General features: G+C 68.8%; 13 protein-coding genes. 7 read left to right on the forward strand and 6 right to left on the reverse strand.

Annotated elements, in window-relative coordinates; all coding sequences use genetic code 11:
• Nucleotides 1–59: 59 nt before the first annotated feature.
• The 3 genes from C998_RS0111270 to pepN all read right to left on the reverse strand — a co-directional run bounded on the left by C998_RS0111270 (nt 60) and on the right by pepN (nt 5,237).
• On the reverse strand, nt 60–1,649 hold the full coding sequence (locus C998_RS0111270; protein ID WP_018870971.1) for a TolC family protein: 1,590 nt from the start codon (nt 1,647–1,649) through the stop codon (nt 60–62).
• 146 nt (nt 1,650–1,795) lie between these two features.
• Complete coding sequence (locus C998_RS14880) at nt 1,796–2,236, reverse strand: hypothetical protein (RefSeq protein WP_196799388.1); 441 nt, start codon at nt 2,234–2,236, stop codon at nt 1,796–1,798.
• A 361-nt stretch (nt 2,237–2,597) separates the two neighbouring features.
• A complete protein-coding gene (gene pepN, locus C998_RS0111280) occupies nt 2,598–5,237 on the reverse strand; it encodes an aminopeptidase N (protein WP_018870973.1) in 2,640 nt (879 codons plus the stop codon).
• A 702-nt stretch (nt 5,238–5,939) separates the two neighbouring features.
• On the opposite strand from pepN, the gene C998_RS0111285 reads away from it, so the two are divergent.
• The 3 genes from C998_RS0111285 (at nt 5,940) to C998_RS0111295 (ending at nt 8,689) form a co-directional block, all read left to right on the forward strand.
• On the forward strand, nt 5,940–6,761 hold the full coding sequence (locus C998_RS0111285; protein WP_018870974.1) for a TatD family hydrolase: 822 nt from the start codon (nt 5,940–5,942) through the stop codon (nt 6,759–6,761).
• A gap of 93 nt (nt 6,762–6,854) precedes the next feature.
• Nucleotides 6,855–7,868 carry a RhuM family protein gene (gene rhuM / locus C998_RS0111290; protein ID WP_018870975.1) on the forward strand — a complete coding sequence of 338 codons (1,014 nt, stop codon included), beginning with the start codon at nt 6,855–6,857 and terminating at the stop codon, nt 7,866–7,868.
• Nucleotides 7,869–7,918: 50 nt separating this feature from the next.
• Complete coding sequence (locus tag C998_RS0111295; RefSeq protein WP_018870976.1) at nt 7,919–8,689, forward strand: SDR family oxidoreductase; 771 nt, start codon at nt 7,919–7,921, stop codon at nt 8,687–8,689.
• A gap of 103 nt (nt 8,690–8,792) precedes the next feature.
• On the opposite strand, the gene C998_RS0111300 is transcribed toward C998_RS0111295, so the two are convergent.
• Together C998_RS0111300 and C998_RS0111305 are read right to left on the reverse strand one after the other, a co-directional pair.
• Entirely contained in the window at nt 8,793–9,254 is a 462-nt protein-coding gene (locus tag C998_RS0111300; RefSeq protein ID WP_018870977.1) for a UPF0158 family protein, read from the reverse strand.
• A gap of 58 nt (nt 9,255–9,312) precedes the next feature.
• Nucleotides 9,313–11,949 (reverse strand): PEP/pyruvate-binding domain-containing protein, encoded by a 2,637-nt coding sequence (locus C998_RS0111305; RefSeq protein WP_018870978.1) that lies wholly within the window; start codon nt 11,947–11,949, stop codon nt 9,313–9,315.
• 134 nt (nt 11,950–12,083) lie between these two features.
• Between C998_RS0111305 and C998_RS0111310 the strand changes: the two genes are divergently transcribed.
• Entirely contained in the window at nt 12,084–12,638 is a 555-nt protein-coding gene (locus tag C998_RS0111310) for a glycine cleavage system protein R (RefSeq protein ID WP_018870979.1), read from the forward strand.
• A 19-nt stretch (nt 12,639–12,657) separates the two neighbouring features.
• Here C998_RS0111310 and C998_RS0111315 read toward each other — a convergent pair whose 3' ends face one another.
• Nucleotides 12,658–13,509 (reverse strand): type II secretion system F family protein, encoded by an 852-nt coding sequence (locus tag C998_RS0111315; protein WP_018870980.1) that lies wholly within the window; start codon nt 13,507–13,509, stop codon nt 12,658–12,660.
• Nucleotides 13,510–13,742: 233 nt separating this feature from the next.
• Here C998_RS0111315 and C998_RS0111320 point away from each other — a divergent pair, with 233 nt between their 5' ends.
• The 3 genes from C998_RS0111320 to C998_RS0111330 all read left to right on the forward strand — a co-directional run bounded on the left by C998_RS0111320 (nt 13,743) and on the right by C998_RS0111330 (nt 15,626).
• Nucleotides 13,743–14,066 carry a BolA family transcriptional regulator gene (locus C998_RS0111320; protein ID WP_018870981.1) on the forward strand — a complete coding sequence of 108 codons (324 nt, stop codon included), beginning with the start codon at nt 13,743–13,745 and terminating at the stop codon, nt 14,064–14,066.
• Complete coding sequence (locus C998_RS0111325; protein WP_018870982.1) at nt 14,066–15,253, forward strand: alkaline phosphatase family protein; 1,188 nt, start codon at nt 14,066–14,068, stop codon at nt 15,251–15,253. The genes C998_RS0111320 and C998_RS0111325 overlap by 1 nt, the downstream gene beginning before the upstream one ends.
• A 64-nt stretch (nt 15,254–15,317) precedes the next feature.
• A complete protein-coding gene (locus tag C998_RS0111330; RefSeq protein WP_018870983.1) occupies nt 15,318–15,626 on the forward strand; it encodes a hypothetical protein in 309 nt (102 codons plus the stop codon).
• Nucleotides 15,627–15,765 lie beyond the last annotated feature (139 nt).

Genomic DNA, 15,765 nt, shown 5'->3' on the forward strand with positions numbered 1-15,765 from the left:
CAGGGTGGTTGCCGGCAGCATTGCCGCGCCGGCGGCCAGCAGGAAATTACGCCGTTTCATCAGTGATGCCCTCCGTGACCGTTGTCGCCGTGGTCACCGTGATCGCCATGGTCGTGATCCTCGTGATCTCCGTGATCTCCGTGATCTCCGTGATCTCCGTGGTCCCCGTGGTCCCCGTGGTCCCCGTGGTCCCCGTGGTCCCCGTGGTCACCGTGGTCCCCGTGGTCCCCGTGGTCCCCGTGGTCCCCGTGGTCACCGTGGTCACCGTGGTCACCGTGGTCGCGGTCCATCGCGGACGGATCATGTTCGAGACCGTCGGTTTCAAGGTACCCCTCGTCACCCGGCGCCCCGCCCGGCAGTTCACCGGCCACGGTAAAGGTCAGATCCACCCGGGCCCGCCAGTAGTCACCCAGCGCGGCCACCGCGCGCTGCCAGTCGGCCAGCTCTTCCTGCTTGGTCACCAGCAGATCGAAGACATCGTCGAACATGAAGTTCACGCGTTCCTGCATGCGCTCCACCTCGATCTCGCGGGCCGGGACCAGTTCGTAGCGCCTGGTACTGAACTTGTCGCGGTGATGAGCCAGCCGCACGAAGTGCTGGTGGACGTCGGCGGTCACGGCCTGCTCCAGCTTGGCCCGTCGGGCCTCGCCGTCCTCCAGCCGCGCCTCGGCACGGGCGATGCCGGCCTGGTTCTGGTTGAAGATCGGCAGGGTGAAGGAGATGCCTCCGCCCCACAGGCGGGTGCCGTCGGTCTCGCGCTCGAACTCGATACCGGGCTCGATATCCCCCAGCCAGCGATAGCGCCGCACCAGGGCCACGCCCTCGGTGAGCCCCTCCAGGGCGTGATCCAGGGCCCGCAGATCCAGACGCTGCTCCAGGGCCTGCTCGACCAGGGCATCGCGATCCTCCACGCCGGCCAGCGGCAATGGCAGCTTGCCGGGGACCTCCCAGTCATCGACGTAACCGGGCAGCCCCATCAGGTGCGCCAGACGCAGACGGGTCTCGCGCTCGCGCTGACGCGCGTCCTCGAGCTTCAGCCGCGCTTCGGCGGCCCGGATATTCAGCCGGGCACGTTTGAGGTCGGTGATGTTGCCGGCGTCATAGAAGCGTTCGCCCAGCAACGAGCCCAGGTCCGCGGCACGGGTCTCCAGCGCCTGCACCTGCGCCCGCTGGCGCGCGGCCACCGCGTCATACCAGGCACGCTCGGTGTCCGAGGCCAGGGCCACCATGCCTTCGGCCAGCTGCAGACGGGTGGACTCCCAGTGGGCCTCGGCGATGTCCTGACGCGCACTGCGCATCAGCAGGCCGGAGATCCCCCAGGCCAGACCGACCCCGGTCTCGTTGCCGCCACCGCCCTCGGGGCGCATCACCGACAGCGACAGGGTGGGATTGGAGAACTGGGCGGCCTCGACCACGTCGGCGGCCGTCAGATCCAGTTCGGCGTAGGCCTGCTGCATGCGCGGGTTGCGCCACAGGGCCTGATGGATGGCCTCCTCGAGCGTCAGCTCGCCGGAGGGTCGGGGCATCTCCGACTCGGGCAGGTCGATCCCCTGCACCGAGACATCCTCCGCCAGGTCGGAGCGATCCAGCTCGGGCGCGGTGACCGCGCAGCCGGCGAGGAACAGCACCGACACGACGGGGAGCAGCAATCGGGTTGCTCGCATCGTGAAAATCTCCTTGATCGGACTTCGATTCCGCATCCCGCGCGAACGCGCGACACGGCCTTGCCATCCGCCAGCACCGGGTGGAACCCGGACGTGCGGACAGCTCCGGCACTCGGGCCGGTACAGTCAGATCAGGAGAGGATCGGGGGGCGGTACAACGCGGCCGCGGGCGGACCGCTCTGGAAGGAATACAGGCTCATGGCCTGCTTCACCGGGTCCGGGACATCGGTGCCGGACGAAGTCGGCATACCCTGGCAGTGACCGCAGGCCGAGCAACTGGCCAGACAGCTGGCGTCCACGCAGTCAACGTACCCGAGCGGGTCGCCCGCATGGGAAGCATCGGATGTCGCGGGGGCATGGTGATCGTGCTGCGACTCATCGGCATGCCCGGCGTGCGGATCATGCCCATGGTGGTGGTGCGATTCGCCACCATGGGCATGGTCCTGCCCGTGACCGGCGTGCGAATCATCGGCGGACGGGGCTGCGTGCATCGCCGCATGACCGGCGTGAGCGTCTTCCATGCCCACTGCCGCAGCCACCGCCGGCAGGCCGGCAATCGCCGCCACCAGCATCCAGCACAGCAGTTGTTGGAAGACCCGTTTCACGTCAGTCGAAACCTCGTCTCGAGGGGCGGTGCCACCCGGTAACCACGCCAGAAACTACCACAACCCGCGGTTCCCTGTAGACGCGACCCCGGCATTCTGCAATCCAGCGCCGGGGCACCCGCGGAGATCGCCACGGCGCTGCGCGCCTCGCGATGACGGGAACCCCGCCAGCCCCCGTCATTGCGAGGAGCCGAAGGCGACGCGGCAATCTCGGAACCGGGCCCCGGCGCCACCCACCCCGCCATGACGGAACCCCTCCAGCCCCCGTCATTGCGAGGAGCCGAAGGCGACGCGGCAATCTCCGCACAAGGCCCCGGCGCGGGCCGATTCAGGCGTCGGCCAGCGCGCGCTCGATCACGTCACGCAGGTCGCGCGAGATTTCGAGGGCAGCAAGGCGCTCGAGTTCCGCACGCATCTGCTCGCCGCGCGCCGGATCCACCTTGCGCCAGCGGGTCAGCGGCTGCACCAGACGCGCGGCGGTCTGCGGGTTCATCCTGTCCAGCTTCTCCACGAAGCCGGCAATGCGGTGATAGCCCTCACCGTCGGCCTGGTGGAAATGGCGTTCGTTGCGGGCCATGAACGGGCCCAGCACCGCGCGCACGCGGTTGGGGTTGGACCAGCGGAACCCGGGGTGCTGCAGCAGGTACTCCAGGCGATCGAAGCCGCCCGGCACCTGGCTGGCCGCCTGCAGGCCGAAGTACTTGTCCAGCACCAGCGGGTCGTCGTGGTAGCGCCGCTCGAAGTCGGCCAGCAGCAGACCCCGGGCCTCGTGGTTCAGGTCGTTGATGGCGTTCAACGCCCCCATGCGCATGGTCTGGCTGCGGGCCTTGCGATACTGCTCCAGCACCTCGGGCACCGCGGATTCGTCGCCGGCCGCCACCCGCAGTGCGAGCAGGCGGTTGCGCAGGCGCCGCTGCCCCATGGCATCGGCGGTGAACGCGCCGTTGTCGATGTCGTCCAGCTTCGGCTGGCGGTCACGCAGCCGGTCCGCCAGCGGGGCGTACAGCCGCGCCTCCAGGGCATCACGTTCGGCCCGCAGGCGCACCGGGTCCACGCAGTCGAACAGCTCCGCCAGCTCGCGCGGCGGCGGCAGCTGGAGGATCGTGGCCAGCAGCACGGGCTCGATCGCCGGATCCTCCAGCAGGGCCGCCAGGGCGTGCTGGATCTCCGCCTCCAGCACCGGGTCGGCGGCGTCATCCTCGATGCGCGCCCGGATCGCACGCCGCATGAGGGTCTGCGCCGCTTCCCAGCGGCTGAAGGCATCGTCGTCATGGGCCAGCAGGTGGGCGAGGGTCGTCGCGCTCTGGTTGGCCTCCAGGATCACCGGCGCGGAGAAACCGCGCAGCCAGGACACGGCCTGCGGGGTCGCCGAGAGCTCGTCGAAATGGAAACTGCGCTCCGAGCGGTCGAGCTCCAGCACCCATTCATCCTGTTCCGGGCCGCCCTCCAGGCGCCCGCGGATGCGCCGCCCGTCGGCATCCAGCATCGCCACCCGTACCGGGATGACCACCGGCTCCTTGTGTTCCTGACCCGGCGTCGGCGGGGTGTACTGCCCCAGGCTGATGCGGAACTCGCCGGTGGAACCATCCTGCGCGGTGGCGGCGGTCACGTGCGGGGTGCCGGCCTGGGTGTACCAGCGCTTGAATGCGGTGAGGTCGCGCCCGCTGACCTCGGCCATCACGGCCACGAAGTCGTCGGTGGTGACCGCCTGACCGTCGAAGCGCTCGAAGTAGACATCCAGCCCGCGGCGGAACGTCTCGCCCCCGATCAGGGTGCGCAGCATGCGGATCAGCTCCGCGCCCTTCTCGTACACCGTCAGGGTGTAGAAGTTGTTGATCTCGGCGTAGTGATCCGGGCGCACCGGGTGCGCCAGCGGACCGGCGTCCTCAGGGAACTGATGGGCACGCAGCAGCGAGACATCGTCGATGCGCTTGACCCCGAACAGCGTGCAGTCGGTGGTGAATTCCTGGTCGCGGAAGACGGTGAGCCCTTCCTTGAGCGACAGCTGGAACCAGTCGCGGCAGGTCACGCGGTTACCGGACCAGTTGTGGAAATACTCGTGGGCGATCACCGACTCGATGGCGACGAAGTCGTCGTCGGTGGCGGTGTCGGGACTGGCCAGCACGAACTTGGCGTTGAAAAGGTTCAGCCCCTTGTTCTCCATCGCCCCCATGTTGAAGTCGTCCACCGCGACGATCATATACACGTCCAGATCGTATTCGCGGCCGAAGGCCTCCTCGTCATAGCGCATCGCCCTCTTCAGCGAGGCCAGTGCGTGATCGCAGCGATCGGCGTTGTGCGCCTCCACATACAGCTCCAGCGCCACCTCGCGCCCGGACATGGTGGTGAAGGTGTCGCGCTGACAGGCCAGATCCCCGGCGACCAGCGCAAACAGGTACGACGGCTTGGGGAACGGATCCTCCCACACCGCGTAGTGGCGCCCGCCGTCCAACTCGCCGGCCTCCACGCGGTTGCCGTTGGCCAGCAGCACCGGGTATTGCGCCCGGTCCGCCTCCAGGCGCACGCGATAGGTGGTAAGCACATCCGGGCGATCGGGGAAGAACGTGATGCGGCGAAAGCCCTCCGGCTCGCACTGGGTGCACAGGTTTCCGCTGGAGGCGTACAGGCCTTCCAGCGCGGTGTTCTGCTCCGGGTGGCAGCGGCTGACGATCTCCAGCCGCGCCGCCTCCGGCAGGCCGTGCAGCAGCAGGCCGTCGGCGTCTTCTTCCAGCATGCCCTCGCCCGGCTCGGCGCCATCCACCGTCAGCGACACCAGCTCCACGCCATCCCCGTACAGCCGCAGCGGCGCCCCCGGCTCCGCCGCCTGCGGGTTGCGGCGCACCGCCATGCGCGTCGTCACCTCGGTGGTCGCCGCCGCCAGATCGAAATCCAGCTCCAGGTTCTCCACCTCGAACGCCGGCGGCTGATACTCGCTCAGATAGACCGGCTGGGGGTTCGCATCACGCATTCCAGACTCCAGATCAGAAACATTGCCAAAGGTTTAAGGAAACACTGAGAAATATACACGTTCGCGCTCGAGTCGCTTTTGCGTACGAACAAGGCGCGGCGACCGCCGTGCAGTCATTCTGCACAAGGGAGTCGCAACGCCGTGCGCGCGCAAAAGCGGCCGAGCCCCTTCGGGGTTGGCGCCCCGGGTTCCCCGATCCGGCGTTGCGTCGCTTGCGGGTAGAACCACTACCCGTTGCACAACGCGCCTTGTCTCGGAAAACCCGGGGTGCCAACGCGAACGTGTATATTTCTCAGTGTTTCCTTAACACGCCGCCGCTGCCCCGGCCCAAACCCGGACGCCGGCGCCGTCATTGCAACGCCGGGGGGCTACTCACAGAGATTACTCGCTGCGCTCGCCCTCCGGGCCGGCCTGCGGCCGTTCAACGCGCTTCGCGCTTTTGTGCCACGTCGCTGCGCTCCTCGCCATGACAGTCCTTCTTTCCCCGTCATTGCGAAGCCCGACTGTATCCCCCGTCATTGCGCCCCACTCCCCGTCATTGCGAGGAGCGCAGCGACGAAGCAATCTGCCGGCCCGAAACCACCGGAGCCCTCGAATCCACCGCACTTCCAGCCGCAGGAGATTGCTTCACCGCCTTCGGCGCCTCGCAATGACGGAGCCGGGGAACTGGCACTGTGCGTCCAATCCGTTAGCATACCGCGCATGGAATGGATCGATATCTGCTTCAACCTTACCCACGAATCCTTCAACAAGGAACGCGACGAGGTTCTCGAGCGCGCGCGCGAGGCCGGCGTGTCCTGGATGCTGATCACCGGCGCCGACGCCCACCAGAGCGAGAAGTGCCTGAAGATCGCCGACCAGTACCCGGACTGCTGCCGCGCCACCCTGGGCGTGCACCCGCACCTGGCCAGACAGTGGACCGACGCGATCGCCGCGCGGTTCAGTGACCTCGCCCGCGCGGATGCCAACGTGGTCGCCATGGGCGAGATGGGGCTGGACTACAACCGCGACCACTCGCCGCGCCCGCAGCAGCGCATCGCCTTCGAGGCCCAGCTGGAGCTGGCCGCCGATCTCGGCCTGCCACTGTTCCTGCACGAGCGCGACGCCCACCACGATTTCGCGCAGATCCTGCGCCGCTGGCGCGACAAGGTGCCGGCCGCCGTGGTGCACTGCTTCACCGGCGAGGCCGACGCCCTGGCCGAATACCTCGATCTCGACTGCCACATCGGGATCACCGGCTGGGTCTGCGACGAGCGCCGCGGCAAGCACCTGCACCCGCTGGTGCCGACCATCCCGCGCGGCCGCCTGATGATCGAGACCGACGCCCCCTACCTGCTGCCGCGCACCCTGCCCAAGGGTTCCGGCAAGAAGATCGGCAACGGGCGGCGCAACGAGCCCGCGTTCCTACCCCACATCGGCGAATACGTGGCCCAGCTGCGCGACGAGACCCCGGAAGACCTCGCCGCCCACACCACCGCCACCGCCCGCGCCTTCTACAACCTGCCGCCGGCACCAGGCGAATAACACGGTGAGAGCGTCCACGCGGCCAGCCGGTGACAGGAAACACAGCCAGGAACAAGCTATAAAACAGCAACCCCTCAGGGAAGAGGATCCGACATGACCCGGGAAGACGAAACCCCGATCGTCATCTACGAAGATGATGCCGACCACATCGTGGAAGTCCGACTGGACACCGGACGCGATACCGTTTGGTTGACGCAGCGGCAAATGGCGGAGCTCTTCGACACCTCAACCGACAACGTCGGTCTGCATCTAAAAAACATCTACAAAGACGACGAACTCGATGAACCGGCAACTACCGAGGATTCCTCGGTAGTTCGACAGGAAGGCGCTCGCCAGGTCTCACGACGCATCAAGCACTACAACCTGGACGCCATCATCTCGGTCGGCTACCGGGTCAACTCCCGCCGTGCTGTGCGCTTCCGCCAATGGGCCACTCGCGTACTGCGCGAACACCTGACCCGCGGCTGGACCCTCAACCGCCAGCGCTTCGAGACCAACGCCCGGGAGCTGGAAGCCGCACTGGAGCTGGTGCGCCGTACCGCCCGCAGCCCGGAACTGGGCGTCGAAGCCGGTCGCGGACTGGTCGACATCGTGACCCGCTACGCCCAGACCTTCCTGCTGCTGCAGCGCTACGACGAAGGTCTGCTGACCGAACCCGGAGCCGAAACCGGAGGCACACTTCCAACCCCCGAAGAGGCGCGCGGCGCCCTCGCCACGCTCAAGAAAGACCTTGTCGCAAAGAAACAGGCAACCGAACTCTTCGCCCAGGAGCGCGGCGACGGCTTCGAGTCGCTACTGGGCAACCTGGACCAGTCCGTATTCGGCGAACCGGCCTACCCCACGGTAGAGTCCAAAGCTGCTCACCTGCTGTACTTCGTGATCAAGAACCACCCGTTCTCCGACGGCAACAAGCGCAGCGCCGCCTACCTGTTCGTCGACTTCCTGCATCGCAATCACCGCCTCATCAACCCAGCCGGCGAGCCCGTGATCAACGATGTAGGCCTGGCCGCCCTGACCCTGCTGGTGGCGGAATCCGACCCCGAGAACAAGGAAACGATGATCCGCCTGATCATGAACATGCTCGCGCACGAGACCGAACCCGCATGACCCACGTCGCCGCGCCAACCGTGGGCAGCAAGGCTCACCCGTAACAATCCATGTCTGAGCACACTCCCCATCAAAGTCACTCGCGGGTCGCGCTGGTCACCGGCGCGGCGCGCGGGATCGGGCTCGGGATCGCCGAGCGCCTGGTGCGGGATGGCTGGCAGGTGGTGCTGGCCGATATCGACGGCCCCGAATGCGAACAGGCCGCCACGCGCCTGGGCTCCGCCGCCCGCGCCATCGCGCTGGATGTCCGCGACGAGGAACAGGTCCGCGAGGCGATGCGGCGCACGGAGGAATGGCACGGCGGCCTGGATGCCCTGGTGAACAACGCCGGCATCAGCGACCCGCACTCCGGGCCTCTGGAGAGACTGGAGCTGACCGACTGGCAGCGCTGGCTGGATACCAACCTCACCGGCGCCTTTCTGCTCGCCAAGCACGCCCTGCCCCTGCTGCGCCGCCGCCGGGGCGCCATCGTCAACATCAGCTCCACCCGCGCCCTGCAGTCCGAGCCGGACACCGAGGCCTACGCCGCGAGCAAGGGCGGACTGGACGCCTTCACCCATGCCCTGGCCGTCAGCGCCGGCCCGGAGGTCCGCGTCAACGCCATCCGACCCGGCTGGATCGACACCCGCAACCCCGATCAGCAACAGGCCGAGCCGCTGTCCGCACAGGACCACACCCAGCACCCGGCCGGGCGCGTCGGCCAGCCCGGCGACATCGCCGCCCTCACCGCCTTCCTGCTCGGCCCGGATTCCGGCTTCGTCACCGGCCAGATCTGGACCGCCGACGGCGGCATGACCCGCCGCATGCTCTACCACGACTAACGGCCCTGGATCGCCACTGGCCGCCACACATCACGCACCGGGTCCGCCGCGGAACGGGAGACCCTTCCGCAAACCCTTTCCCGGACAGTGCGAGGCACTGCGCCTACTCGTCGACGAAAGGGATACCCTCCGCCTCGAAAAAATCGGCGAGAAACGCCTTCAGCGCCTCGTCGCGACAGGCATACCAGTCCTGGTCGATCCCCCTGTCATGGATCAGGTCCTTGAACCGGCGGAACGCACCGCGACCCCGGATGGCCTCCAGCAGTTCGGAGCGGAGATCCGGATCTTCCTGCAGACGACAGAACTGGGCCATCACCCCGTACTCGTCAAAATCGAACGGGTCGGGAAGCCGCACATAGTCATCCGAAGCGTGTACGGCCCGTACCGTCTGCAGCACCTCCTGCTGCCACTCCGGAAGCTCCTCCGGATCTTCCTCGGCCAGGATCTCGTCTTCATCGCTGAAGCCCACCACCTCACCGGTCGTCCGGTGGACATAGGTCTGCCAGCCATCCGTGAGCGGATCCACCTGTTCCAGGACGTCCTTCAACACCACCGGGAGCGGCATCGCGACCTCCTCTGCACAGCAGTCCACATCGTCTTCACGCGCCGGGCCGCAGCGGATTTTAGCGGTTGCCGGGCTGACAGGCGAGCAGGCGTTGCTGCACCACATCGGCGACCACCCGCAGGGCGGCGTTGCGGGTGTCGTGGACCTGCACGGTGGCGCGTACGGCGGGGTCGATGGGCTCGCCGAGGGCAACCTCGAGGTCGACCTCGGGCGTGTGCGCGGGGCACCCGTCGAGCCAGGCGGGGTGGTACTCGCAGCCCGGTTCGGCGGGGAACAGCGCAGCGTAGGCGATACGCGCCTCCACCAGGTCCTGGAAAAAGTGGCTGCCGAACGAGAGGTCGGGGACGATGCCGGCGTCGGAGTCGGCTACCTCCACCAGCATGCGCACGCGGTCGATGTCGGCGAAGCGCACGGGCACGCCCAGTTCGGGGGTGCTGGTGCCCCAGCGGCCGGGACCGATGAGGAGCGTGGCGCAGTCTTCGGGACGGGCGTACTGGCGGTTGAGGACGCCGACCAGGCGGGCCACGGCGTATTTCTGCGGGCGGGAGAGCCCGGCGTAGCGGGCACCCTCCACGCGGATGACGCGGTCGATGGCGAGATCCATGTTGCCACCCATGAAGCGGCCGTCACTGGCGAAAAACAGGCGCTGCGGGTCAACCCGGTCCGGCAGTTCCACCGGCCGGTCGCTGCCCAGGGTGGCGAGCGGCCGGCACTGCACCAGGTTCACGCCGGCGTTGCCTTCGGCGTCGAGGTGCACGGTGAACTCGACGTCCACCGGGTGGGCATAGGCGGCCTCCAGGGCCTTGAGCAGGTCGCGCATCAGCGGGGCGAAGCCGGTGCGCTGCAGCAGCGGGGTGAAGGTCACCCGCCACAGGCGCTCCTCGCGCCCCTGTTCGCGGGCGCGCCGCGCAGCCTCGCGGTCGATCTCGCCGAGCAGGTTCAGCGGCAGGTCCGGTGCGGTCTCGGCCAGTTGCTGGACGGGCACGGCGGCCTCGCGGTTGGCCTCGATGTCGAGCACATCGGCGGCGTGCTGCGAGTAGCGGTACAACTCGTCCCGGCTGTGAAACGGCCGCCGCTCGGGCCGGTCCAGCGCCACCACGCAGGCATGATCGCGCGCGACCCGGTCGACCGCGCGGGTACCCAGCCCCAGCACCAGGCGCAGCATCCCGGCGGACGGATCCAGCGCGCCGTCCCAGACGAAGGTGTTCCACGAGACCCCGACCCCGGCGGCCTCCGGCAGGTAGTAGCGCCCGTGGTAGCGGCCGTTGACCCGCTGCAGCAGCAGCGCCATGGGTTCTTCCTGGTCCACCAGGCCGCGCTGCTGGCGGTAGCTCAGCGCGTCGTGGCTCATGGTCGAGGCATAGACCCGGCGGATGGCGTCCTCGAGCTGCGCCAGGCGCTCGCCGGGACTGCCCTGGTTCACGCAGAACACGCTCTCGTACTTGCCGGCAAAGGCGTTGCCGAAGCCGTCTTCCAGCAGACTGCTGGACCGCACCAGGATCGGGTACTGCCCGTAGTGGTCGAGCACCCGCTCCAGCTCGCGGCGCACCTCCGGCGGGATCTCGCCGTGCAGCATGTCCTCGCGCAGGCCGTGCGCCTCGTCGAAATAGCCCTCCGCAGTGCGCTGGCGCATCAGCCGCGGCCACCAGCCGTTATGCACCAGATAGGCGTAGTACACGTCCGCACCGATGAAGTGCGAGTCGTGGGGTTCCAGTGCCCGCCCCCAGCGCTGCGGGTCCTGCGCGAGCAGGATGCGCCGCGCCAGCAGCATGCCCGCGGCCTTGCCGCCGATGTAGCCGCTGCCGACCATGCGGCTGCGGATCGCCAGCAGCTCCTCCAGACCGAGGTGGCGCCGCGCCAGTTCCAGCATGCGCTCGTCGCGGCCGATCAGCACCCGCAGGATCTCGTCCTGTACCCGGGCGCGGTCGGCCGCCGGCGTCCCCTCCGCCAGCGCATCGGAGGCGGCGAGGAACAGGCGATCCCAGTAGTCCAGCAGCTGCCGCCCGTGCTGCTGGCCGGGGCGCTGTTCCTCCAGCAACGCCTGCAGCCGCGTGGCCTCGCTGCTGTCCACCACCGGCTCGAACTGCGTGCCGCGCTGGCGGTGTGGCAGGAACATGGTCGGCGAGCTGCGCTGCCATACCTTCACCGGCTGCACGTGCACCGCGTCGCCGGCGCGGCGCACGTCGATCAGCACCTGCGTGGTCTCGCGGATGCGCGACAGCGTGGTATGCGAATGGCTGTGCGGATGCAGCGCGAACCAGGCCACCGTGTCCATCTCGTACAGATACGGGCAGATGGCGCGGAAGAAGTTGCCCACCATGTGATCGGTGGCCCAGGCATCCAGCAGATCCGACAGGCAGTCGCACAGATAGAACGCGCCGCGGCCGTACTCGGTGACCAGGCGGAAGACGTGGCGGGTGAACGGCTCGAAGCCGCGCAGGGCGTCGATGGCCACCACTTCGATCCCCGGACCGGCCTCCACCAGCGGCGGGTGGGAGCCGAAGCGCAGATAGATGATGGAGCGGTCCTGGGCGCGGGCCGCCGCCACGAACGGCTCGACGAAGCGGCGATAGTCCTCGATGTCGTCGACCCGCCAGACCACGTTATCGCCGATGCGCAGCCCGTCGAGCACCCGGTCCAGGCCTTCCAGCCCGGTGGAGACGGCTTCCTGCTGCGCCTGCGGATCGGTGGTCATGGTGCGCCCGTGCGGCCCGGGGAAATCCGGCTCAATGTACACGTTCGCCCTGCCCCGGCACCACGATACCCGCCAGCCCGGACTTGCCGTACGATGGAGGATCCGCTGCGGCGCCAGAAGACAGGAGATCGACCATGAAGACTTCGGTAATTCTCACACTGATCGGTCCGGATCGCCCGGGGCTGGTCAGCAAGGTGGCGGCCCGTGCGCACGAGGCCGGCGGTAACTGGCTGGAGAGCCGCATGGCGCAGCTGGCCGGGCAGTTCGCAGGGGTGGTGATGCTGGAGGCCGACACCGCAGGCGTCGACGCCCTGGAGACCGCGCTGCGGGAGCTGGAAGGCGAGGGTCTGCAGATCCACATCCAGCGGGGCGACGACCTGCCGGTGCCGGAGCCCGTCCCCGCGCGGCACAAGGTGCTGCTGGACCTGATGGGGCACGACCGGCCCGGTATCGTGCAGGACATCACCGCCGTGCTGTCGCGTCACGGCGTGGGCGTGGAGAACCTGGACACGGCCGTCGAGCCGGCCTCGATGACCGGCGAGCCGATGTTCCGTGCCCGCGCCCGCCTCGGGGTGCCCGAAGGCGTGGACCTGCACTCCCTGCAGGACGATCTGGAAGCCCTGGCCAACGAGCTGATGGTCGATCTCGAACTCCGCGATCCGGAGGCCGAAACGGCGGAAACCCCCTGAACAGGCCATCCCGGGTGATTCAGACCACCAGCCAGTAGCCGATGTAGACCAGCACCAGCAGGTACACCCCGCGCGGCAGCCATTCGGCCACGATCTCGCGACGCAGGGCCAGATGCCCGTCCAGCTCGCGGGCGCGGTACTGCAGCACCGAGGGCAGACGGCCGGCCGCCTCGCCGGAGGACAGCAGCCCGGGTTCGCGATCGGGGTCCAGCAGGGCCTCGCGTCGCAGCGCCTCCACCAACGGCAGCCCCTCCGCACAGGCCGTCGCCGCCGTGTTCAGCCGCCGCCGGAGCTCGCCGGTTTCCGCCGCGGCCAGGCCCTGCAGGGCCTGATCCGCCGGCACACCGGCCCCCAGAACCAGACCCAGATCCTGCAACAGCGCCTGCCGCCGGCCGGCCCCGGGCAGGCGCCCGGGCCGCAGCCACCAGCGCTGCCACACCTGCAGCAGCGGACGCCAGAAACGAAACGCGGCCCAGACCAGCAACCCGGTCACCACCAGCGGCTGAAGCACGGCGAACAGGTAACCCGGGCCATCCAGCACGCCCCGGAACAGCGCCGGCAGGGGCGCGAGCACCAGCGCCACCACCCAGAGCAGCGCCGGCAGCAGCAATCCGGCACGGATCCGTCGTTCGGTGTTCTCCTCGCGATGCAGCCGGTCGGCCAGCAGTCGCAGGGCCCGGTCCAGCCGCCCGGCAACCTTCAGGGCCTTCAGCAGCGGCCGCTCTTCGGGACGGATCCAGCCGGCCGTCTCCAGCGCGCGCACCGGGTCGGCGCGGCCGGCGGGCAGGCCTACCACCCCGCTGGCCCGCTGCCAGTCAACTCCCGCTTCCAGCAGGGTTGCCAGCTCGTCGAGGTGCTGCACGCGTTTCATTTCAGCGGCAAGAGGCCACAACCAGCCGGTCGACCCCCGACCACGTGTCACGTATCACAGGTATCATCAAAGGCTCCCGGCAGCAGAAACAAGCCGCTCAGTATAACCCTCCACCGTGCTGCGTCATCCCTTGGGAAACGCCCGCCCCGCGGGCGGCGGATCTGGACATCCGTGCCTGTCCGGGCAGACTGGTGGGCCATCTTCCTCACGCCGAGTCTGAACAGGAGTCTCCCATGAGCATGCAGGAACAGATCACCGCCAAACTGGAGGCGGAGTTCGAGCCGGTGCATCTGGCGGTAGAGAACGAAAGCCACATGCACAACGTGCCGCCGGGCTCGGAATCACATTTCAAGGTCACCATCGTCTCCGAGGCCTTCCGTGACCAGAAGCTGGTGGCGCGCCATCGCATGGTCAACCGCACCCTGGCGGACGAACTCGCCGGCGGGATCCACGCGCTGGCACTGCATACCCTGGACCCGGATCAGTGGTTCGAGCGCGCGGGCAAGGTGGCCGATTCACCCCCGTGCGAGGGCGGTGACGGCGGCGCGAAGGCCTGATGTCCGTCGCCGAGAGCCTGCGCGCCCGCCACGACGGGCCGGGGCTGATGGACCTGCTGGGCCGCGTCGAGGCGGCCCTGACCCCCGGCGCCCCGGCACATGCCGGTGCCCTGGCGGAGCTCGACCCGGCCCTGGGCCCGAATACCCACGTGGTGCTGTGGCTGATCGACGGCTTCGCCGAGGATTACCGCCGGCACACCCCGCTGATGCAGGCCGACCACCACGCCACGCTGGAGACGGTGTTCCCCAGCACCACGGCCACCGCGATCACCAGCGTCCTCACCGGCCGGCATCCGGCGCACCACGGGCTGCTCGGCTGGAACACCCGGCTGGCCGAACCGGCGCGCACCCTGACGGTGCTGATGGCGGAGGAACGCGGCGCCGACGACCAGCCCGCGCGGCTGGACCACCGCGAACTCGCCGCCCGGGTGCAGCCGGACCGGATCATTGACCGCCTCGGATGCCCCAGCACCTTCATCGGCCCGAAGTGGATCGGCCACGCACCCTACAACCGGATGATGAGCGAGGGCGCGGGCTTCGTGGGGTTCGACGGCATCAGCGACCTGCCGGCGCGTGTCGCCGCCCACGTGCGCGCGCATCCGGGGCCGCATTTCACCTACGTGTACTGGTCGGAACTCGACCACCTGGGCCACGAGTACGGTCCCGGCAGCCCCGAGGTGGAACGCCATTTGAAGCAGCTGGATCTCGCCTATACCGCGACCTGCGCCCAGCTCGCCGGGACCGACGCGGTGATGCTGACCACCGCCGACCACGGCATGCGCCCGGTGGAACGCCGCCTGGATCTGCGCGAGGCCCCGGCGGTGCAGGACTGCCTGCGGCACCGCCTGACCGGCGAACCGCGCGCCGCGCTGGCCCACGTGCGCGAGGGCCGCGAGGCCAGGTTCGAGGCCGCCGTCGCGCAGGCCTTCGGCGACGATATCGCCCTGCTACCACGCGAGGCCTGGATGGCCAGTGACACGCCCGCCCCCACTCTGGGCCCGGGGCCAGAGCATCCGGAGCTGCACGCCCGCGCCGGCGATTACCTCCTCCTGCCCGCGGCCGATGCCTACCTGGTGGACCCGCCGGCCGATGACGAAGGCCCGTTCTTCCGCGGCGCACACGGCGGGCTCTCGCCCGAGGAACGCCGCATCCCGCTGTTCCTTCGGTCGCTGGCCAATTCCCGGTAAACTGGGGCGCGGACCCGCGGAGATGATCTCCCGGGCCCCAACGCCAACGCGAGCCCGATACAAGATGAACGAGACCGACAGCCCCGAAGAGAGCTACAACAACGCCGCGCGCCGCCTGATCGACCTGGCCAACCGCCTTGCCGAGGACGGTGACGCGGTCGACACCGGCGATGTCGCCGACGGTCTGCTGGCCGGCGCGGTGCACTTCTGGCTGTACAGCCGCCAGCCCTGCGGCGACGTGCGCTGCGAGGAGTGCTCGCCGTTCTCCGATGCCGAGAGCCGCCTGGCCATGCTGCACGAGCTGGTCGACGAACTGGCCCGCGACAGCGAGTACTTCCACGCCAGCACCGACACCACCGTCGGCCACGCCTAGGGAAACGCTGATCAATGTCCACGTTCGCGCTCGAGTCGCTTTTGCGTGCGAACAAGGCGCGGCGACTGCCGTGCAGCATTCTGCACAAGGGAGTCGCAACGCCGTGCGCGCGCAAAAGCGGCCGAGCCCCTGCGGGGTT

This window comes from Thioalkalivibrio sp. ALgr3 (genome assembly GCF_000377325.1).
Taxonomy (GTDB): Bacteria; Pseudomonadota; Gammaproteobacteria; order Ectothiorhodospirales; family Ectothiorhodospiraceae; genus Thioalkalivibrio.